This window comes from Aquamicrobium sp. NLF2-7 (genome assembly GCF_022359935.1).
Taxonomy (GTDB): domain Bacteria; phylum Pseudomonadota; class Alphaproteobacteria; order Rhizobiales; family Rhizobiaceae; genus Mesorhizobium; species Mesorhizobium lusatiense.
Genome location: NZ_JAKSED010000001.1, coordinates 3,109,093 through 3,128,839, shown reverse-complemented (window position 1 = coordinate 3,128,839; position 19,747 = coordinate 3,109,093). Strand labels below are relative to the sequence as shown.

18 protein-coding genes are annotated in these 19,747 nt (G+C 63.1%); 10 read left to right on the top strand and 8 right to left on the bottom strand.

Going from position 1 to position 19,747, the window contains the following annotated elements:
* Window positions 1-119 precede the first annotated feature (119 nt).
* Together MIC97_RS15355 and dps are read left to right on the top strand one after the other, a co-directional pair.
* Window positions 120-1,088 (top strand): LysR family transcriptional regulator, encoded by a 969-nt coding sequence (locus tag MIC97_RS15355; RefSeq protein WP_239800733.1) that lies wholly within the window; start codon window positions 120-122, stop codon window positions 1,086-1,088.
* Between the two features lie 87 nt (window positions 1,089-1,175).
* Complete coding sequence (gene dps / locus MIC97_RS15350) at window positions 1,176-1,664, top strand: DNA starvation/stationary phase protection protein Dps (RefSeq protein ID WP_239800732.1); 489 nt, start codon at window positions 1,176-1,178, stop codon at window positions 1,662-1,664.
* Window positions 1,665-1,669: 5 nt separating this feature from the next.
* Here dps and xdhC read toward each other — a convergent pair whose 3' ends face one another.
* The 4 genes from xdhC to uraH form a co-directional block, all read right to left on the bottom strand.
* Window positions 1,670-2,551: a xanthine dehydrogenase accessory protein XdhC gene (gene xdhC / locus MIC97_RS15345; RefSeq protein ID WP_239800731.1), complete on the bottom strand. Its 882-nt coding sequence runs from the start codon at window positions 2,549-2,551 to the stop codon at window positions 1,670-1,672.
* A gap of 81 nt (window positions 2,552-2,632) precedes the next feature.
* On the bottom strand, window positions 2,633-4,987 hold the full coding sequence (xdhB, locus tag MIC97_RS15340; protein WP_239800730.1) for a xanthine dehydrogenase molybdopterin binding subunit: 2,355 nt from the start codon (window positions 4,985-4,987) through the stop codon (window positions 2,633-2,635).
* Between the two features lie 39 nt (window positions 4,988-5,026).
* Window positions 5,027-6,508: a xanthine dehydrogenase small subunit gene (gene xdhA, locus MIC97_RS15335; protein ID WP_239800729.1), complete on the bottom strand. Its 1,482-nt coding sequence runs from the start codon at window positions 6,506-6,508 to the stop codon at window positions 5,027-5,029.
* Window positions 6,509-6,512: 4 nt separating this feature from the next.
* Window positions 6,513-6,887, bottom strand: a complete 375-nt coding sequence (gene uraH, locus MIC97_RS15330; protein WP_239800728.1) for a hydroxyisourate hydrolase — start codon at window positions 6,885-6,887, stop codon at window positions 6,513-6,515.
* A gap of 202 nt (window positions 6,888-7,089) precedes the next feature.
* On the opposite strand from uraH, the gene puuE reads away from it, so the two are divergent.
* The 8 genes from puuE (at window position 7,090) to MIC97_RS15290 (ending at window position 15,868) form a co-directional block, all read left to right on the top strand.
* Complete coding sequence (gene puuE, locus MIC97_RS15325; RefSeq protein ID WP_239800727.1) at window positions 7,090-8,544, top strand: allantoinase PuuE; 1,455 nt, start codon at window positions 7,090-7,092, stop codon at window positions 8,542-8,544.
* Entirely contained in the window at window positions 8,535-9,389 is an 855-nt protein-coding gene (locus MIC97_RS15320) for a bifunctional allantoicase/(S)-ureidoglycine aminohydrolase (RefSeq protein WP_239800726.1), read from the top strand. Before puuE ends, MIC97_RS15320 begins: the two co-directional genes overlap by 10 nt.
* On the top strand, window positions 9,386-9,895 hold the full coding sequence (locus MIC97_RS15315) for an ureidoglycolate lyase (RefSeq protein WP_239800725.1): 510 nt from the start codon (window positions 9,386-9,388) through the stop codon (window positions 9,893-9,895). Before MIC97_RS15320 ends, MIC97_RS15315 begins: the two co-directional genes overlap by 4 nt.
* Window positions 9,892-10,485, top strand: coding sequence for a nucleoside deaminase (locus tag MIC97_RS15310; RefSeq protein ID WP_239800724.1), 594 nt, complete (start codon window positions 9,892-9,894; stop codon window positions 10,483-10,485). The genes MIC97_RS15315 and MIC97_RS15310 overlap by 4 nt, the downstream gene beginning before the upstream one ends.
* 313 nt (window positions 10,486-10,798) lie before the next feature.
* Window positions 10,799-12,391 (top strand): ABC transporter substrate-binding protein, encoded by a 1,593-nt coding sequence (locus MIC97_RS15305; protein WP_239800723.1) that lies wholly within the window; start codon window positions 10,799-10,801, stop codon window positions 12,389-12,391.
* 11 nt (window positions 12,392-12,402) lie between these two features.
* Window positions 12,403-13,365: an ABC transporter permease gene (locus MIC97_RS15300; RefSeq protein WP_239800722.1), complete on the top strand. Its 963-nt coding sequence runs from the start codon at window positions 12,403-12,405 to the stop codon at window positions 13,363-13,365.
* Window positions 13,366-13,374: 9 nt separating this feature from the next.
* On the top strand, window positions 13,375-14,205 hold the full coding sequence (locus MIC97_RS15295; RefSeq protein WP_239800721.1) for an ABC transporter permease: 831 nt from the start codon (window positions 13,375-13,377) through the stop codon (window positions 14,203-14,205).
* On the top strand, window positions 14,198-15,868 hold the full coding sequence (locus tag MIC97_RS15290; protein WP_239800720.1) for an ABC transporter ATP-binding protein: 1,671 nt from the start codon (window positions 14,198-14,200) through the stop codon (window positions 15,866-15,868). Before MIC97_RS15295 ends, MIC97_RS15290 begins: the two co-directional genes overlap by 8 nt.
* Before the next feature lie 65 nt (window positions 15,869-15,933).
* Here the strand turns inward: MIC97_RS15290 and MIC97_RS15285 are convergent, their stop codons facing one another.
* From MIC97_RS15285 to xylB, 4 genes are all read right to left on the bottom strand, one after another.
* Window positions 15,934-16,140, bottom strand: coding sequence for a hypothetical protein (locus MIC97_RS15285; RefSeq protein WP_239800719.1), 207 nt, complete (start codon window positions 16,138-16,140; stop codon window positions 15,934-15,936).
* Window positions 16,141-16,297: 157 nt separating this feature from the next.
* A complete protein-coding gene (locus MIC97_RS15280; protein ID WP_239800718.1) occupies window positions 16,298-16,720 on the bottom strand; it encodes a GNAT family N-acetyltransferase in 423 nt (140 codons plus the stop codon).
* A 71-nt stretch (window positions 16,721-16,791) separates the two neighbouring features.
* Entirely contained in the window at window positions 16,792-18,102 is a 1,311-nt protein-coding gene (xylA, locus tag MIC97_RS15275) for a xylose isomerase (protein WP_239800717.1), read from the bottom strand.
* On the bottom strand, window positions 18,099-19,553 hold the full coding sequence (xylB, locus tag MIC97_RS15270; RefSeq protein ID WP_239800716.1) for a xylulokinase: 1,455 nt from the start codon (window positions 19,551-19,553) through the stop codon (window positions 18,099-18,101). Before xylB ends, xylA begins: the two co-directional genes overlap by 4 nt.
* Window positions 19,554-19,747 lie beyond the last annotated feature (194 nt).

Below are 19,747 nucleotides of genomic sequence, written 5' to 3'. Positions count from 1 at the left end.
ACGACAACTTTACGGACTGTCCTGCGAACGAAAAGAGCCCATTGGCCCGATGACTTTCAAAAAAAAATGGAAAATACTATTGTCTTTCCACGCAGCCGCATGAAAGCCACGAAACCCGCATGGCCTATCTCGACAATATCGCCGTTTTCGTCCGTGTCGTCGAACTGGGGAACCTGTCGGCGGCAGGGCGGGATATGCGCATTTCGCCGGCCGTCGCATCGAACCGTATCAAGGAGCTGGAAAAGCACCTCGGAGTGCGGCTTTTCAACCGCACCACGCGCCAGTTGATGCCGACCGAGCAGGGAAATGTTTTCTACACCGGCGCGAAGCAGATCCTCGATGCAGTCGCCGAGGCCGAGGCGGCGGTGACGGCTCTGTCCGGCCAGCCGCGCGGCACCATCCGCGTCACCGCGCCGCTGGGGCTGGGCCGGCGCCTGATCGCCTCGGGCATTCCCGAGTTCCACGACAAGTATCCCGACATAGAGGTGCGCCTGCGGCTCTCCGACCACAATGTCGATATTCTGAAAGAGGGCATCGACGTTGCGTTCCGGCTGGGGGTGATCGAGGATTCTTCGCTGCGCCTGCGCGGCATTCTGGAATGCGAGCGGGTGCTGGTCGCCTCGCCGGACTATCTGGAACGGCGTGGCGAGCCGGCCGACATCAACGAACTGATCCAGAACAGGCACGATTGCCTGATGCTGCGCTTTCCGGGATCGCGCGAGTTCTACTGGATCCTGCAAACGCCGAACGGGCCGCAGAAATTCGAGTTTCGCGGGCCCTACGACAGTGACGACGGCGACGTGCTGACGGAATGGGCGCTTGGCGGGCGCGGCATCGTCAACAAACCGCGCTTCGAGGTGGAGCCCTATCTGCGACAGGGACGCCTGCGCGTCATTCTTCAGCAGACCCCGCCAACTCCGGTGCAGCTTGCCGCCGTCTATCCGCACAAGAAGCTGCAGGACCCGAAAGTGCGCCTGCTGCTCGATTTCATGGCGGAACGCTGCCAGAGGCTCATTCGCGACGCATTGGAGCCGCGATCCCCGGACGGGCCGGCCGATACAGCTGCCAAAAAGCCGCAGCACGCTTGAGGAACCGATTGCGGAAGCGCACATTGTTGTGTGAGGGGGCGGGTTTTTGCCGCGCCCCGTCGAACAGCAACTGAATGGAGCTTCCCAATGGCAACGATCCAGACTCATAACGACCTGAAATCTAATACGCGCGCGTCCTCGATCGAGGTACTGAACGCGCGGCTGGCAGATGCCATCGATCTGGCGCTGATCACCAAGCAGGCACACTGGAACGTGAAGGGTCCCCAGTTCATCGCCATTCACGAGATGCTCGATACATTCCGGACTGAACTGGACGAGCATGTCGACACTATAGCCGAACGCGCCGTGCAGCTCGGCGGCACCGCTTATGGAACGTCGCAGGTGGTTGCGAAGGAAACCACCCTCAAGCCGTACCCGACCGAAATCCACAAGACCAAGGACCATCTGGCGGCTCTCATCCAGGCCTATGCGGCTGCTGCCAAGGGCGCGCGTGACGCCATCAGCGAAACGGACGAAGCCGGGGACGCCGATACAGCCGACATCTTCACGGGCTATTCGCGCTCGCTCGACAAGTTCCTGTGGTTCCTGGAAGCCCATACCCAGGAAAAGGAATAACGGCCCTACGATCCGGACCGGGCGGCGTTGCTTTTTCCTGCTTCTGACATCGCAGACAGGCTGCGCTGCCCGACCACGTAAAACGCCAGTGACGACATGATCTCGGCGGCGGCCAACGCGGCGATCACCGCGGGCCGCTTGTCGCGCACCGCCTCGCCGCCAATCGGCGAAATCAGCCGCGCGAACTGCATTTCCGTGCCGCCTGCGGTCTTGAGAAACCAGCTGCGGAAGGTGGCCTTCTTGGTTTTCGAGCCGATCATGCCGACATAGGCGGCATCGCTGCGCTTCAGGGCTTCGGCAACGATCAGGAAATCCAGCGCGTGGTCGTGGGTCAGGATGGCGAAGGCAGATCCGGCAGGGGCCGCCCGCACCGCCTCTTCCGGCATCGGCGTCAGCATCGTTTCCACGCCGGGCGAAATACCTTCCAGTTCGTTGGCCCGGGTTTCGACGACGATCGCGCGCACGGGCAGAAGCGCCACAGCCGCCGCGATCGCCTTGCCAACATGACCTCCACCAAAGATATAGAAGTGAGGCAAACCCGCCTCCTCCTGCTCCGCCTCGCGGATCAGCGCGGATGCCAGTTCGTCATCGCCTAGCCGGATTTCAACCTCGACGCGTCCTCCGCAGCACTGGCCGATTTCCGGACCAAGCGGCACATCGAGCATGGTGGACGCTTCGTCGGGTCTGCCGAGAACCTGCCGGGCCTTGTCGATCGCCATATATTCGAGCTGGCCGCCACCAATGGTGCCGTATGTGGTCAGCATCGACACCAGCATCCATGTGCCAGCCTCACGCGGCGTGGAGCCTTTGGTTCCCGCCACCCTGACCTGCGCGAACCTGCCCGCACCGGCAAGGAAGGATTTCAGATTGCGAACGGTCGAGGCCACTTCATGCCTCCGCACATGTCCCGGCTTTGCAAACAGACAAATCACTCATGCCCTTAAGATAGGCTCCCAACACGCACGGCGCTACTTTGCAAGCTGCGCCTTCAGCCGCTCCACCGCCATCAGCACCCGTTCAGGCGTGGCCGGTGCGTCGAGGCGCGGACAAATCCGGTGATCGGCAACGCTGGCAACGGCATCCGACAATGCATGCAGCACCGCAAGCCCCAGCGGCAGCGGCGGCTCGCCCACGGCCTTGGAACGATGGATGGTCGGCTCATAGGCCTCCGACCAGTCGGTCAGCGCCACGTTGAAGATCTTGGGCCGATCGGATGCCAGCGGTATCTTGTAGGTGGAAGGGGCATGGGTGCGCAGGCGGCCCTTATCGTCCCACCACAATTCCTCGGTGGTCAGCCAGCCCATGCCCTGAATGAAGCCGCCCTCGACCTGCCCGATGTCGATGGCCTTGTTCAACGAACGGCCGGTATCGTGCAGGATATCGGTGCGTTCCACGACATATTCGCCGGTCAGCGTATCGACCGAGACTTCCGAACATGCCGCGCCATAGGCGTAGTAGTAGAAGGCATGGCCACGGCCCCTGGCACGGTCCCAGTGGATTTTCGGCGTCTTGTAGAAACCCGCAGCCGAAAGCTGGATGCGGTTCATGTAGGCCTGCCGCACCAGTTCGCTGAAAGCAATCTCCTCGTTTCCGACACGTACCCGGTTGGGCAGGAACACCACCTGATCACGCGGGATCTGGTGCTTTTCGGCGGCGAAGTCGATCAGGCGATCCTTGATCTGGCGCGCCGCGTCCTGTGCCGCCATGCCGTTGAGGTCCGCGCCCGACGAGGCGGCGGTCGGCGAGGTGTTGGGCACCTTGGCCGTGGTGGTGGCGGTGATCTTGACCCGGTCGAGGTCGATCTGGAACTCTTCCGCGACAACCTGCGCGACTTTCAGATGCAGGCCCTGCCCCATCTCGGTGCCACCGTGGTTCATGTGCACCGAACCGTCGGTGTAGACATGGACCAGCGCGCCGGCCTGGTTGGACTCGGTCTTGGTGAAGGAGATGCCGAACTTCACCGGCGTCAGCGCCAGCCCGCGCTTGACGACCGGGCTGTTGGCATTGAACTCGGCGATCGCCTTGCGCCGCCCGGCATAATCCGCGCTCTCTTCCAGCTCGGCCACGATGCGCTGGATGATGCAGTCCTCGACCTTCTGGTGATAGGGCGTGAGATTGCGTGTCCCCTCCACGCCCATCGCGTCGTAGAAGTTGAGCTTGCGGATTTCCAGCGGGTCCTTGCCGACCGCGAAGGCCACCTCGTCGATCACACGCTCCGCGCCCACCATGCCCTGCGGCCCGCCGAAGCCCCGGAAGGCCGTGTTCGATACCGTGTTGGTGTAGAGCGGCGCCGACTTGGCAAGCACGTGCGGGAAGAAATAGGCGTTGTCGCAATGGAACAGGGCGCGGTCGCCGACAGGTCCGGACAGGTCTGCCGAGAACCCCGCGCGCAGGGCAAAGGTGTAGTCGATGCCGAGGATGCGGCCCTCATCGTCGAAGCCGACATCGTAGTCGATGGCGAAATCGTGCCGCTTTCCGGTCGCGGTCATATCCTCGTCGCGGTCGAGACGCAGCTTGACGGCGCGCTTCAGCTTCTTGGCGGCGATGGCCGCCAGCGCGGCGCACTGATTGGCCTGCGTTTCCTTGCCGCCGAAGCCGCCACCCATGCGGCGCACCTCGATGGCGACCGAATGGCTCGGAACGCCCAGCGCATGGGCGACCATGTGCTGGGTTTCGCTCGGCCCCTGCGTGGAGCAGTAGACGAGGACGTCCTCGTCCTCGCCCGGAATGGCCAGCGACACCTGCCCCTCAAGATAGAAATGGTCCTGCCCGCCAAGGCGCATGCGCCCCTTGACCCGACGCGGGGCGCTGGCAAGGGCGGCTGCGGCATCGCCACGCTTCAGCGTCAGCGGCGTCGTGACCTGCTTGTGCGTTTCCACATCGACATCCCAGATATCAATGACCGCCGGCAGTTCCTCATATTCGATCTTCGCCAGTCGCGCGGCGCGGCGCGCCTGCTCACGCGTCTCGGCGATCACGCAGAAGATCGGCTGGCCGTGGAACTCCACCTTGCCGTCTGCCAGCACCGGGTCGTCGTTCATGCCGCTGGGCGAAATCTCGTTGACGCCGGGAACGTCGCTGGCCGTCAGCACATCGATCACGCCGGGAGCCGCCCGCACCGCGGCCAGATCCATCGAGCGGATGGTGCCATGGGCGACATTGGCGAGACCGAGGCCCGCATGAAGCGTGCCGAAAGGCTCCACGATGTCGTCGATATAGACGGCCGTGCCGGTTACGTGCTTGTGCGCGGAATCATGGCGCGGCGATGCGTGGACGCCGCCGACGATCTTCTCGGCCTTGAGATTGCTTGTGTGCTTCGTCATCGATCCTGCCTCCCCGGTGCCTAAGCACCTCGCGGCCACTCAGGCCGCAACGGTATATCTCGATACGCGCGCCGGAACCTTTGCGCCGGATGTTTCCAGATGAAAGCGGCGCAACAGGTTCTTCGCCGCCAGCATGCGATACTCCGCCGTGGCGCGCATATCGGTCAGCGGTGCAAAATCCTGCTCATAGGCAGGGATAGCCGCTTCGATCGTCGCTTCCGTCCACGGTTTTCCGGTCAGCGCGGCCTCGACTGTGCTTGCCCGTTTCGGTGTCGCCGCCATGCCGCCATAGGCGATGCGGACCTCTTTCACCGTGCCATCGCCGGCAAGTTCGAGATAAAACGCGCCCAGCGTTGCGGTGATGTCTTCCTCGCGCCGCTTGGAAATCTTGTGTACGGCATAGTGGATGCCTTCGCCCGGCACCGGCACATGAACGGCCTCGACGAACTCGCCCGGCTGACGGTCCTGCTTGCCATAAGCGATGAAGAACTCTTCCAGCGGAATGGTGCGCCTTTCGCTGCCCTTGCGAAGGGTGAGCCTGCTGCCAAGCGCGATCAGCGGCGGCGGCGTATCGCCGATCGGCGAGCCGTTGGCGATGTTGCCGCCGATGGTTCCCATGTTGCGGACCTGCTCGCCGCCGATGCGGGCCACCAAAGCACCAAGTGTCGGAATACGCTGCGACAGGAAGCCGAAGGCCTCGCTGTAGGTGACGCCGGCGCCGATGGTGATGACGCCATTTTCCTCGCTCATGGAGCGCAGTTCCTGCACGCCGCCGATGAAAACGGCCGGCGAAATGTTGCGCATCATCTTGGTAACCCAGAGCCCGACATCGGTGGAGCCCGCTACGACAGTCGCCTTCGGCTCCGCCTCCAGCACCGCGGCAAGGTCATCGACATTGGCCGGCACGATCAGGCGTTCAGCACCTTCGCCGACCTCGACGCGGGTGCCATCGTCCATCCGTGCCAGCCGCGCGAGGATCGAGGCGCGCTCATTGGCCAGCGGATCCTCGCTCACCCGACCATAGGTGGAGATGGCGCGCGCGGAGCGGATGATCGCCTCATAGCCGGTGCAGCGGCACAGATTGCCCTGCAAGGCCTTCTCGATCTCGAAATCCGAGGGATTGGGCGAGCGCATCCACAGCCCGTAGAGCGACATGACGAAGCCCGGCGTGCAGAACCCGCATTGCGAGCCGTGGAAATCCACCATCGCCTGCTGCACCGGGTGCAGCCTGCCCTCGTTCGGCGCCAGATGCTCGACCGTCACGACATGACAGCAATCGAGTGATCCCATGAAGCGGATGCAGGCGTTGACGCCTTCATAGACCAGTTCATCGCCGACCCGCTTGCCGACCAGAACCGTGCAGGCCCCGCAGTCGCCCTCAGCGCAGCCTTCCTTGGTGCCGCGCAGGTTTTGTGACAGGCGCAGCCAGTCGAGCAAAGTCATGTCCGGCGCTGCGGAGGTCAGCACCACATCACGGTCGTTCAGAATGAAGCGTAGCTCGTTGCGTATTGCTGCGGCCATCGCTTTAGCTCCCCCGATAGGTGGAGTATCCGTAGGGCGATATCAGTAAAGGCACATGATAGTGCTTCGGTTCCGCCATGCCAAACCGGATCGGCACGATGTCGAGGAAGGCAGGCTCCGGAAGCGCATTGCCCTGCCCGCGCAGATAGTCGCCCGCAGCGAACACCAGCTCATATTCGCCGGTCCTGAATTCATCACCGGCCAGAAGCGGCGCGTCACAGCGGCCATCGGAATTGGTGACAACGGTCTTCACGGAGGTGCGGCGGTCGCCCTCGATGCGAAACAGTTCGATGGACAGCCCCGCCGCAGGACTGCCGGATGCCGTATCAAGCACATGCGTTGTCAGACGGCCACCCGCCGCCTCTGCCGTTGCTCCCACCTGTTCGCCTCCCGTTCAAGGTACGCCGAATATGCAGCATATGTCATAATTGCAGCATTTGATTGTGCGCCATTTAGCAGCGCCATATAAGGGCCGCCGCCTGACTGGAGCCCAAAAACACTTTCAAATTTTTTGAGGGGAATGCAGCCCCTTCCCTTTGGGTACTCTGTCGATCGTAATTGCCAGCCCGGAGTTTTCAAACATGCGTTATCTGCGTGACATGCGCGGCTACGGAGCCAATCCACCGGATGCGGCATGGCCGGGCGGCGCGCATGTAGCAGTCCAGTTCGTGGTCAATTACGAGGAAGGCGGCGAAAACTGCATCCTTCATGGCGACAAGGCTTCGGAAGCCTTCCTGTCGGAGGTGACGGGTGCCGTGCCATGGCCGGGCAAACGCCACTGGAACATGGAATCCATTTACGAGTACGGCGCCCGCGCCGGCTTCTGGCGGCTGCACCGGCTGTTCACCGAAGCCGAGGTGCCGGTTACGGTCTATGGCGTCGCCTCCGCGCTTGCCCGCTCGCCCGAACAGGTCGCGGCGATGCAGGCAGCGGACTGGGAAATCGCCTCCCATGGCCTGCGCTGGATCGACTATCGTGACCACGAGGAAGACGCCGAGCGCGCCGACCTCATCGAGGCGATCCGCCTGCACACGGAAGTGACCGGCGAACGGCCGCAGGGCATGTATCTGGGCCGCACATCAGTGTGGTCGGTCCGGCTGGCCGCCGCCGAGGGCGGCTTTGAGTATATCTCCGACACCTATGACGACGACCTGCCCTACTGGCTCGACCATGACGGCCATGGCAATGCCATTCCGCCGCACCTGGTCATTCCCTACACGCTCGATGCCAACGACATGCGCTTTGCCATTCAGGCCGGCTTCACCGAAGGCGAGCAGTTCTTCACCTATTTGAAGGACACATTCGACACGCTTTATGCGGAAGGCAAGGGTGGCAAGGCGAAGATGATGTCGGTCGGCCTGCATTGCCGGCTGATCGGGCGTCCGGGCCGCGTGGCGGCGCTGAAGCGCTTCATCGACTATGTCAAAAGCCACGACAAGGTCTGGCTGCCGCGCCGCATCGACATTGCCCGGCACTGGAAGGAGCATCATCCCTACAAGGCTCCGGCGCTGCGTCCCTCGCGCATGGACGAGGCGAGCTTCGTCAGGACCTTCGGCGGCATCTTCGAGCATTCGCCATGGATCGCGGAGCGCGCTTGGAAGCTGGAACTGGGCCCCGCCCATGACAGCGCAGGCGGGCTGCACAACGCGCTCTGCCGCGCTTTCCGCTCGGCCAGCGAAACCGAGCGTCTGGGCGTGCTGACCGCCCACCCCGATCTTGCCGGCAAGCTGGCGCAGGCCAAACGCCTGACGCCCGAATCGACCGCCGAACAGGCTTCCGCCGGGCTGGACGCGCTGACCGATGCGGAGCGCGGGACCTTCACCCGGCTCAATTCCGCCTATGTGGAGAAGTTCGGCTTCCCCTTCATCATCGCGGTCAAGGACAACACAAAGGCGAGCATTCTCGCCGCGTTCCAAACCCGCATCGATAACGACCGCGCCACGGAATTCGCAACGGCCTGCCGGCAGGTCGAGCGCATCGCCCTGCACCGCCTCAGAGATCTCCTTCCCCCTGTAGGAACCCAATCATGGACATGACCGCCATGCCAAAACGCACCTATTACGCTCCGCAAGGCGGTCTGCCGCCCCAGAGCGACCTGATCACCGACCGCGCCGTCTTCACGGATGCCTATGCGGTGATCCCGCGCCGGGAGTTCAGCGACATCGTCGCCTCCTACCTGCCCTTCTGGGACAAGACGCGCCTTTGGGTCATCGCCCGTCCGCTTTCCGGCTTTGCCGAGACCTTCTCGCAATACATCATGGAAGTGCAGCCGGCCGGCGGCAGCGACCGGCCTGAACCCGATGCCAACGCCGAAGCCGTGCTGTTCGTGGTCGAAGGCGAAATTACGGTGACGCTCGACGGCCAGTCGCATCGCATGGCACCGGGCGGCTATGCCTTCCTGCCGCCCGCCAGCGGCTGGACATTGCGCAACGAAGGCGCGCAGACGGCCCGCTTCCACTGGATCCGCAAGGCCTACGAATTCGTCGAAGGCATCGACGTGCCCGATCCGATCTTCACCAATGAGAACGACATCGAGCCCGTGGCCATGCCCGATACCGATGGCAAATGGGCGACCACCCGTTTCGTCGATCCGGTGGATGTGCGCCATGACATGCATGTCACCATCGTCACCTTCAAGCCGGGCGGCATCATTCCCTTCCCCGAAACCCACGTCATGGAGCACGGGCTCTATGTGCTGGAAGGCAAGGCTGTGTACCGGCTCAATCAGGACTGGGTCGAGGTGGAGGCAGGCGATTACATGTGGCTGCGCGCCTTCTGCCCGCAGGCCTGCTATGCGGGCGGCGCCGGCAATTTCCGCTATCTGCTCTACAAGGACGTCAATCGCCACGCGGCGCTCGGCGGATTCGGGAGACAGGAATGACCTCGGCGATCATCGCCCGGCCGCTGACACGCAACAGCTTCGCAGCCTTCGGCGATGTCATCGATACCGACTGCGACACGCATTACCCGATCAATGCCGGCAAGTGCGAGCGCTATCACGATCTTGCAAAGGTCGAGGTGACGGGACCCAATTGCCGGGTCCTGATTTCGATCTTCTGCGGCACGCCCTATGCGTTTCCGCTCCAGCTTTCCATGGTGGAGCGCCACCCTTTCGGCAGTCAGGCCTTCATGCCACTGTCACCGCGCCCGTTTCTGGTCGTGGTCTGCCCCGACGAGCCCGATGGTCCCGGCGTGCCGCAAGCTTTCGTCACCGCGCCCGGTCAGGGCGTGAATTATCACCGCAATGTGTGGCACGGCGTGCTGACGCCGATTGGCGAGCCGCAGAATTTCGTCGTGGTCGACCGCGGCGGCGACGGCTCCAATCTGGAAGAATTCTACTTCTCCCACCCTTATGAAATCCAGCTTCCGGAAGGTTTTGCCGCATGAGCGACGTTTCCCTGATCGACCGCCTGCTCGACGTGATCGAAAGCGACATCGTGCCGAAGACGGCGGCCGGCGTGGAACAGGGAAACAAGCTTTTCGGCGCCGCTCTTCTGCGAAAATCCGACCGCTCGCTGATTCTGGCCGAAACCAACAACGAGACCGAAAACCCGCTCTGGCATGGTGAAATGCACTGCCTGAAGCGGTTCTACGAAATGCCGAAGGCCGAACGGGTCGATACGAAGGAGGCCATTTTCGTCTCCACGCACGAACCCTGCTCGCTGTGCCTGTCGGCCATCACATGGGCCGGTTTCGACAATTTCTACTATCTGTTCAGCCATGAGGACTCGCGCGACAGCTTCGCCATTCCCCATGACCTGAAGATCCTCAAGGAGGTCTTCACGCTGGAACCGGGCGGCTACAATGCCGAAAACGCCTACTGGAAGAGCTTTTCCATTCGCAGGCTTGCCCGCGAGGCACCGGAGCCGGAGCGCACGCGGCTGGCAAAGCGCATAGAAGATATCGCTGCGCGCTATGACGAATTGTCGGCAATCTATCAGTCCGGAAAGCAGGATAACGACATACCGCTCAACTGACGGCACTGTCTTTTTCGCGACATTTGGAAGCGCCGCCGCCCGACCGGGCGGCGGCGTTATCATTTTCAAAAAATTTGCGTTCCGGCGCTGCCGTTACGCCGCAAACCCGCTAAAAACGGCGTTTCTTGTCTATTTACGACGTATCCGTTACGGTGCGCCCGGCAATTTATTGCTCCAGATGCGACATACAAATTACGCCAGAGCGTGTCGCATTCCGTCCGGTGCGGGGTTGACCCAGGTCCCATTATTCCCCGTAATCAGAAGAATAAGAACGGCCGCAAGGTCCAGACAAAGAGATAAGGGAGCTCTGAATATGTCAGCGGAACTCGATTTTTTAAGCCGTGCAGTTGCCACGGGCAGGCTCAGCCGCCGCGATTTTCTCGGCCGGGCCGCTGCACTGGGCGTGAGTGCCGCGCTGGCGAACACGATGCTCTCGGGCGTGGCGCAGGCCCAGACACCCCAGAAAGGCGGCGCGCTGAAAATGGGGCTGGTTGGCGGTGAATCCACCAACAGCCTCGACCCGGCCCAGTTTCTCACGCAGGTGCCGCAGAATTTCGGCTGCACATGGGGTGAGACGCTGGCTATCCAGTCGCCGGCAGACGGCAGCGCCCAGCCGGTGCTTGCTGAATCCTGGGACGCTTCGGCCGATGCGACCGAATGGTCGTTCAAGATCCGCAAGGGCGTGACCTTCCACAACGGCAAGGAACTTTCGCCCGAAGACGTTGCCCAGACCATACGCCGCCATTCCGATGCCGAGACCAAGTCGGCCGCCGTTGGCATTCTCGGCGATATCAACGAAGTCGTGGTCGACGGCGACAATGTGGTCTTCAAGCTCAAGCGCGGCAATGCCGACCTGCCGCTGCTGCTGACCGACTACCACCTGATCATCCAGCCGAATGGGGGCTTCGATGACCCGACCGCCGGCATCGGCACAGGCCCCTACAAGGTCGAGGTCAACGAGCCCGGCGTGCGCCACATGTCGGTGAAGTATGACGGCTACTGGAACGACGACGTCGGCCATGTCGATTCGGTCGAGATCATCGTCATGAACGACACCACGGCCCGCATGGCGGCGCTGCAGTCCGGGCAGGTGCACATCATCAACCGGGTCGAGCCGAAGACGGTGGCCCTGCTCAAGCGCGCTCCCGGCGTGGTGATCGTCAACGTGCCCTCCAAGGGGCACTACATCTTCCCGATGTTCTGCAACACCGCGCCCTTCGACAATGCGGACCTGCGGCTGGCGCTGAAGCTTGCCATCGACCGCGAGCAGATGATCCAGCAGATCATGCAGGGCTACGCCTCGGTCGGCAACGACTTCCCCATTTCGAAGAGCTATGCGCTGTATCCCGAAGGCATAGAGCAGCGCAGCTACGATCCCGATCAGGCCAAGTTCCACTACGAGAAATCCGGCCACAGCGGGCCCATCCTGCTGCGCACCTCCGATGTCGCCTTTCCCGGCGCCGTCGATGCAGCCCAGCTTTTCCAGCAAAGTGCGGCAAAGGCGGGCATCCAGATTCAGGTGCAGCGTGAGCCGGGTGACGGCTACTGGACGGAAGTGTGGAACAAGCAGCCCTTCTGCGCTTCCTACTGGGGCGGACGGCCGACGCAGGATTCCATGTATTCGACCGCCTACATCACGGGCGCGGACTGGAACGACACGCGCTTCTTCAATGAGAAGTTCGACAAGATCATTCTCGAAGCGCGCGCCGAACTGGACACTGCCAAGCGCACCGACCTCTACCGCGAGGCGGCCACCATCGTGCGCGATGACGGCGGCCTCATCCTGCCGATGTTCAACGACTTCATCGACGCCCATCGCGAGGAAGTGCAGGGCTGGGTCCTCGATCCCAACCATGAGACCTCGAACCTGAAGGCGGCAATCCGCGTCTGGCTGAAGCAGGGCTGAGACGCGCACGGATGGGAAGTGCCCATATTCTGCGGCTGATCGCCCAGCGTCTCGTGCTGGGCGGTCTGCTCCTCCTCGCCGTGTCCGTGCTCATCTTCGCGGGCACACAGATCCTCCCCGGTGATGTCGCCCAGTCCATACTCGGGCAATCGGCGACGCCGCAGGCGCTCGAAAACCTGCGCCGCGAGCTCGGTCTCAACGATCCGGCCTATATCCGCTATTTTCGCTGGCTGGGCGGCGTGCTGACGGGCGATTTCGGCACCGCCCTTTCCAACGGGCGCGACATTGCCGATTCGCTGGGCGGGCGGCTGAAGAACACGCTGTTCCTCGCCACCTGCGCGGCAGTAATCTCGGTGCCGCTGGCCATCCTGCTCGGGCTTCTGGCGGTGCGCTACCGCAACGGGGTCATCGACAAGACGATCTCGGGCTTCGCGCTTGCCTCCACCTCGCTGCCGGAATTCTTCATCGGTTACCTGTTCATCCTGTTCTTCGCCGTCAAACTGCAATGGTTCCCGGCCAGCTCGACCGTTTTCGACACCATGTCGTTTAGCGCACGCCTGCAGGCCATCGCGCTTCCGGCCCTGACGCTGACGCTGGTAGTGCTGGCGCACATGATGCGCATGACGCGCGCCGCCATCCTCAACGTCATGCAATCGGCCTATATCGAGACGGCGGAACTGAAGGGGCTGTCGGCCTTCGAGGTCATCCGCAGGCACGCCATGCCCAATGCGGTGGCGCCCATCGTCAACGTGGTGATGCTGAACCTTGCCTATCTGGTCGTCGGCGTCGTCGTGGTCGAGGTGATCTTCGTCTATCCGGGCATGGGCCAATATCTGGTCGATCATGTTTCCAAGCGCGACGTGCCGGTGGTTCAGGCCGTAGGCCTGATCTTCGCCGCCGTCTACATCGGCCTCAACATCGTTGCCGACATAGTGGCGATTCTGGCCAATCCTCGTCTCCGGCATCCGAAGTGAGGGCGGCCCTTGTTTGACATCAGACATATTCCGCCAAGCGCCCTGGTCGGTCTTCTGCTGACCGCGCTGTTCCTGTTCGCGGCTCTTTTCGCGCCGTGGATCGCGCCGTACGGCAATGGCGAGATCGTCGGCGAGGTATGGGGCCCGATGTCGGCCGCGCATCCGCTCGGCACCGACAATCTCGGCCGCGACCTGCTCTCGCGCATGATCTACGGGGCGCGCATCACCATCTTCATCGCGGTGACGGCGACCGCCCTCTCCTTCATCCTCGGTTCGGTCCTCGGCTTCACCGCGGCGGTGGTCGGCGGCTGGATCGACCAGACCCTGTCGCGCTTCGTCGATCTTCTGATGTCGATCCCGACGCTGATCTTCGCGCTGGTGGTGCTGTCGGTGCTGCCTTCCACACTGGTGACGCTCATCCTCGTCATGGGCATTCTCGACGCCACCCGCGTCTACCGCCTCGCGCGCGCCGTGGCGGCGGACATCAATGTCATGGATTTCGTGGAAGCCGCCAGGCTGCGCGGCGAAGGCCGCTCGTGGATCATATTCCGCGAAATCCTGCCCAATGCACTGTCGCCGCTGGTGGCGGAGCTTGGCCTGCGCTTCATTTTCGCGGTGCTTTTCCTGTCGGCGCTCTCCTTTCTCGGCCTCGGCGTGCAGCCGCCCGATGCGGACTGGGGCGGCATGGTCAAGGAAAACAAGGACGGCATCGTGTTCGGCATTCCCGCCGCACTCATTCCGGCGGGTGCGATCGCGCTTCTGGCAATCTCGGTCAATCTGGTTGCCGACTGGGTGCTGAACCGCACCTCCGACTTGAAGGGAGGCCGTGGCGATGGCTGAACAGGAACGGGCAGACAGGCAGGCCGCCCCGCAAGACGATGTGCTCGACATCCGCAACCTGCGCATCGAGGCGACCGTCTACCCTCCGGGGGAAGACCCGAAAACCATCGTCATCGTGGACGACGTATCGCTCAGGGTCGGGCGCGGCAGGGTTCTGGGGCTGATCGGCGAATCCGGTGCAGGCAAATCGACCATCGGCCTGTCCTCGATGGGCTACGGGCGTGGCGGCGTGCGCATCACCGGGGGCGAAGTGATCCTCAACGGCCGCGACATTCTCGGCAACGCGCGGGGCTTGCGCAGGATACGCGGCAAGGAGGTCTGCTATGTCGCCCAGTCGGCGGCGGCTGCATTCAATCCTGCCCGCAAGCTCATGCAGCAGGTGATCGAGGCCACGCTCGAACATGGCGTCTCCAGCCGCGAGGAGGCGCAAAAGCGCGCCGTCGACCTGTTTCGCCAGCTCAGCCTGCCCGATCCGGAAAATATCGGCGACCGCTATCCGCATCAGGTATCGGGCGGGCAGCTGCAGCGCGTCATGACGGCCATGGCGCTGTGCTCCAGACCCGACCTCATCGTTTTCGACGAGCCGACCACGGCGCTCGACGTCACCACCCAGATCGACGTTCTTGCGGCGATCAAGAACGCCATCCGCGAAACGGGCGTGGCGGCGCTCTACATCACCCACGATCTCGCCGTCGTGGCGCAGGTCGCCGACGACATCATGGTGCTTCGCCATGGCAAGACGGTGGAATGGGGCGATACGCGCCAGATCATCGAGGCGCCGAAGCAGGACTACACAAAAGCGCTGGTTTCGGTGCATGCGATCAGCCATGAGGAGCAGGCGCCCTCGCCGGCTCCCATTCTCACCGTCGACAAGGTCACCGCTTCCTATGGCGGCGGCCAGGTGAAGGTCCTGCGCGACATCTGCGTCGACATTCATGCCGGCCAGACGCTTGCGGTGGTGGGTGAATCAGGCTCCGGCAAATCGACGCTGGCGCGCGCCATCACCGGCCTTTTGCCGCCGGAACAGGGCAGCATCACCTTCGACGGGCGCACCCTCGCCAACCGGCTGGCCGACCGGCCAAAAGAAGATCTGCGCCAGCTCCAGATGATCTACCAGATGGCGGATGTGGCGATGAACCCGCGCCAGACGGTGGGCACAATCATCGGCAGGCCGCTGGAGTTCTATTTCGGCATGCGCGGCGCCGAGCGCGATGCGCGCGTGGCCGAACTGCTCGACAAGATCGAGATGGGCAAGGGTTTCGCCGACCGCTACCCGGCGGAGCTTTCAGGCGGCCAGAAGCAGCGTGTGTGCATCGCGCGTGCTCTGGCGGCACGGCCGAAGCTCATCATCTGCGACGAGGTGACGTCGGCGCTCGATCCGCTGGTGGCGCACGGGATCCTCGAACTGCTGCTGGATTTGCAGGCAGAGGAAGACGTGGCCTATCTGTTCATCACCCACGACCTCGCCACCGTAAAGGCCATCGCCGATTCCATCGCCGTGATGTATCGCGGCGAAGTCGTGCGCTATGGCCGCACGAGCGAGGTTCTGGCGCCACCCTTCGATGCCTATACCGACCTTTTGCTTTCATCCGTTCCGGAAATGAAAGTCGGCTGGCTGGAACAGGCGATCGAAAGCAGACGGATGGATGCGGGCGGAAACTGAGGCCTGTCGCCGGGTCCGGCACGCCGGTTGCGGGAGACAGGCCCGGTGATAAACGTCAGCGGGACTCAGGCGGCGCTGCGGCCGGGCTCATCCTGTTCGAGCAGGGCGCGCATCTGCCTTGCCAGATGGACCTGAAGGCGGCCGGCCACGGCGCGGTCCCATTCGCCACAAGCTTCATTGGCGGCCGGACGCGGCAGCGCCATCAGCCGGTCGATGATGGAGTCAGTGCCCCCGTTCGACAGGAGGGCGTCGATTTCGCGATCTTCTTGCATATCGGTTCGCCTCGTTGAGCTTGTTTGCGAGGCTAGTTATACGACGCCCGTGACGGCTGCATGAAGGCAGCAAGGCGGCATTGTGGCGGCAAAAGCGGATCGCTTTTTCACATTTCCCGCAAACTGGCGAAAAAGCCGGCAGCGGCGCTTTTGCGACCTACAGGCGCTTTTCAAACAGGACGGTGGTAAGGCCGCTCTTCCATTCCGCGTCCGGATATCGCCCCATTTCGACATATCCGAGGGACTTGTAGAAGCTCTGGCTCTGCTCGTTGAAGGTGTCGGTTTCGAGCCGTGCCTGCCGGAATCCCCGGGCCGACATATCCTGCTCGGCCCGTTCCATGAGGCGGCGTCCCACGCCCCTGCGCTGAAAGGCGGAACCGACGTGCAGGGCATCGACGAAATCATCGACGCAATGGATCAACCCGGCGATCTCGCCGCCGATTTCGGCCACCAGCATGTCCGCGCCGGCACGTTCCACAAAGCGGCCGCCAATATCGGTGTCGAGATAGTTGCGGATGGAGGCCTCGGTGATCTGCGGCCTCCATGTGCTCTCGAACGTATCGCGCAAAATGGCCTTCATGGCCGGAAAGTCCTGCGGGCACGCCGGACGCACAATGATCTCACCCGTCATTTCAGCCCGCACACTCACACTTACACATAACGATTGACCACATTCTCCAGATATTCCTGACGGCCGGAGCGCGGCTGCGGCTCGATCCCGTCCTTCACCACGCGTTCGGCAACCTGCTCAAGCGTGCGCCTCCCGGCGAGCATGGCGTTCGCCTCCTCGCCGTTCCAGCCGGCATAGCGTTCTTCGAGCGGCCTGATAAGAGCCTTGTCGTCGATCATGCGGGCGGCAGCCTTCAGGCCCCGCGCGCAGCAGTCCATCGCACCTATATGCGCGATCAGCAAATCCTGCGGATCGAGCGACTGGCGGCGCAGCTTGGCGTCGAAATTGGTGCCACCGGTGGTGAAGCCGCCGGCAAGCAGCACCTGATAGTAGGCCAGCGCCATTTCCGGCACATTGTTGGGGAACTGGTCGGTGTCCCAGCCAGACTGGTAGTCGTTGCGGTTCATGTCGATGGAACCGAAGATGCCCAATGCAGCGGCCAGCGCCAGCTCGTGCTCGAAAGAGTGGCCGGCGAGGATGGCGTGGCCCTGCTCGATATTGACCTTCACCTCGTTTTCCAGACCGAAATCCTTCAGGAAGCCGTAGACGGTGGCGACGTCGTAATCATACTGGTGCTTGGTCGGCTCCTGCGGCTTCGGCTCGATCAGGATCGTGCCCTTGAAGCCGATGCTGTGCTTGTAGTCAACCACCATCGACAGGAAGCGGCCGGCCTGTTCGCGCTCGCGCTTCATGTCGGTGTTGAGCAGCGTCTCGTAGCCCTCGCGACCGCCCCACAGCACATAGTTCTCGCCTTCCAGCCGTTTGGTCACGTCGATGCAGGACTTCACCGTGGCGGCCGCATAGGCGAACACCTCCGGATCGGGATTGGTGGCGGCACCCGCCATATAGCGGCGGTGGGAAAACAGATTGGCCGTGCCCCACAGGAGCTTCACCCCGCTCTCGGCCTGCTTCTTCTCGAAGATGCCGGCGATCTCGTCGAGGCGCGCGGCGCTCTCGGCGAAGTTCTTCCCTTCCGGGCGCACATCGGCATCGTGGAAGCAGTAATAGGGAACGCCAAGCAGCGAGAACATCTCGAAGGCCACATCCGCCTTGAGGCGGGCCTTGTTCATATCCTCGCCGAACCATGGCCGCTCGAAGGTCTGGCCGCCGAAGGGATCGCCGCCCGGCCAGGCGAAGGAATGCCAGTAGGCGACGGCAAAGCGCAGATGGTCCTCCAGCCGCTTGCCCTGCACGATCTCGTCGGGATCGTAGAAGCGATAGGCGAGCGGATTGGTGCTTTCCGGGCCTTCATAACGGATGGGTTCGATATCGCCGAAGAAGCCGGTGCTCATGCTGAAACTCCCTTGATGGCTGGATAGAGGGCGCGGTAGCGCCGACGAGCCTCTTCATACGCCTGCGTCAGCCCCGCATCCGGCTCGATGGTGCGGCTGGTGGCCGGCGGCGTGCACACGCTGAACGGATCGGCTCCGGTGGCGGCGATGAGACCGAGGCGGGCCGCGCCGAAGGCAGCGCCGAAATCGCCGTCGGCCGGCACGTCGACGGGAATGCCAAGCGCGGTTGCGATGGCTTTCAACCAATAGAGCGAGCGCGAGCCGCCGCCGATCGCCGTCACCCGCTCCAGCCGCGTGCCGGCGCTGGCCAGCGCTTCGAGACTGTCGCGGAAGGCGAAGGCAACGCCTTCCAGCACCGCCTGCGTCAGCGCCGCACGGCCGCTTTCATGGGCAAGGCCGGCAAAGGCGCCGCGAATGGCTGCGTCATTGTAAGGCGTGCGCTCACCCGACAAGTATGGCAGGAAGGTGACGCCCGACGGCGCCCTGAGGTCGTCACCAAGCTCGGCCGTGAGATCACCTGCCTCGCGACCGGCGATGCCGGCCAGCCAGTTCAGCGAGTCCGTCGCCGAGAGGATGACGCCCATCTGGTGCCATGTCTGCGGCAGCGCATGGCAGAAGGTATGCACGGCACTGGCAGGATTGGGCAGATAGGCAGCGTTGGAGGCAAACAGAACGCCCGAAGTGCCGAGCGAAACGAAGGCATGGCCCTCGCCCACCGTGCCCATTCCGCAGGCCGAAGCCGCATTGTCGCCAGCCCCGCCGGCGATGGGGATACCGGCCTGCATGCCCCATTTCGAGGCCAGTTCCGCGCGCAGCGCCCCGGCCGGCTGCGTGCCTTCCACCAGTGTGGGCATATGGCTCTCGTCCAGCCCAGTCACCGCCAGCAATTCGCCGGACCAGCGCCGCTTGCCGACATCCAGCCACGAGGTTCCGGCCGAATCCGACATTTCGGAAATGTGCTCGCCGGAAAGCCACAGGCGCAGATAATCCTTCGGCAGCAGCACTTTCGCCACGCGAGCGAAGATTTCCGGCTCGTTCGCCTTCACCCAGACGAGCTTCGGCGCGGTAAAGCCCGGAAAGACGATATTGCCTGTAAGCTCGCGAAAGCGCGGGGCCGCATCGAGCATGGCGGCTTCGGCGTGGCTGCGCGTATCGTTCCACAGGATGCAGGGCCGCAGCACCTTGTCGTCTCGGTCGAGCAATGTGGCGCCATGCATCTGGCCGGAGAGGCCGATGCCCCTGACGGCGGCCAGCTCGTTCGGATGCGACGCCTTCAGTTCGCCGATGGCATGCTCGCACGCCGCCAGCCAATGGGCCGGATCCTGCTCCGACCAGCCCGGATGCGGGCGCGAAACGTCGAGCGGGCCATGGCCGGATGCGACCGGCTGCTGGTCGCCGTCGATCAGAAGCGCCTTGACGCCCGAGGTGCCCAGATCGAGCCCCAGATACATGAAGTCCTCCCGTTCCGCGACCTCAGCGGAAAACAGGAAACGCAAAACGACACTTTTCGTTCGGCTCCCTGATTTATTTCGACTATCGTAAAAATTGCCGTCCCGCCAGCCAAATGTGCCGCCAAAGGGGGTCTGGACCAATGGGGCGGAGACAAATTTTCCCCAGCTCCGGTGATTTGCCATCTTGTCGTCAC

Excerpts from the sequence above, each read along its gene's own strand:
- xylB (WP_239800716.1), bottom strand. The coding sequence starts at position 19,553 with ATGTATCTGGGGCTCGATCTGGGCACCTCGGGCGTCAAGGCGCTTCTG.
- MIC97_RS15280 (WP_239800718.1), bottom strand. The coding sequence starts at position 16,720 with ATGAAGGCCATTTTGCGCGATACGTTCGAGAGCACATGGAGGCCGCAG.
- MIC97_RS15300 (WP_239800722.1), top strand. The coding sequence starts at position 12,403 with ATGGGAAGTGCCCATATTCTGCGGCTGATCGCCCAGCGTCTCGTGCTG.
- xdhA (WP_239800729.1), bottom strand. The coding sequence starts at position 6,508 with ATGGCCGCAGCAATACGCAACGAGCTACGCTTCATTCTGAACGACCGT.
- MIC97_RS15310 (WP_239800724.1), top strand. The coding sequence starts at position 9,892 with ATGAGCGACGTTTCCCTGATCGACCGCCTGCTCGACGTGATCGAAAGC.
- MIC97_RS15315 (WP_239800725.1), top strand. The coding sequence starts at position 9,386 with ATGACCTCGGCGATCATCGCCCGGCCGCTGACACGCAACAGCTTCGCA.
- xdhB (WP_239800730.1), bottom strand. The coding sequence starts at position 4,987 with ATGACGAAGCACACAAGCAATCTCAAGGCCGAGAAGATCGTCGGCGGC.
- MIC97_RS15290 (WP_239800720.1), top strand. The coding sequence starts at position 14,198 with ATGGCTGAACAGGAACGGGCAGACAGGCAGGCCGCCCCGCAAGACGAT.
- xylA (WP_239800717.1), bottom strand. The coding sequence starts at position 18,102 with ATGAGCACCGGCTTCTTCGGCGATATCGAACCCATCCGTTATGAAGGC.
- puuE (WP_239800727.1), top strand. The coding sequence starts at position 7,090 with ATGCGTTATCTGCGTGACATGCGCGGCTACGGAGCCAATCCACCGGAT.
- dps (WP_239800732.1), top strand. The coding sequence starts at position 1,176 with ATGGCAACGATCCAGACTCATAACGACCTGAAATCTAATACGCGCGCG.
- MIC97_RS15285 (WP_239800719.1), bottom strand. The coding sequence starts at position 16,140 with ATGCAAGAAGATCGCGAAATCGACGCCCTCCTGTCGAACGGGGGCACT.
- MIC97_RS15320 (WP_239800726.1), top strand. The coding sequence starts at position 8,535 with ATGGACATGACCGCCATGCCAAAACGCACCTATTACGCTCCGCAAGGC.
- MIC97_RS15355 (WP_239800733.1), top strand. The coding sequence starts at position 120 with ATGGCCTATCTCGACAATATCGCCGTTTTCGTCCGTGTCGTCGAACTG.
- MIC97_RS15305 (WP_239800723.1), top strand. The coding sequence starts at position 10,799 with ATGTCAGCGGAACTCGATTTTTTAAGCCGTGCAGTTGCCACGGGCAGG.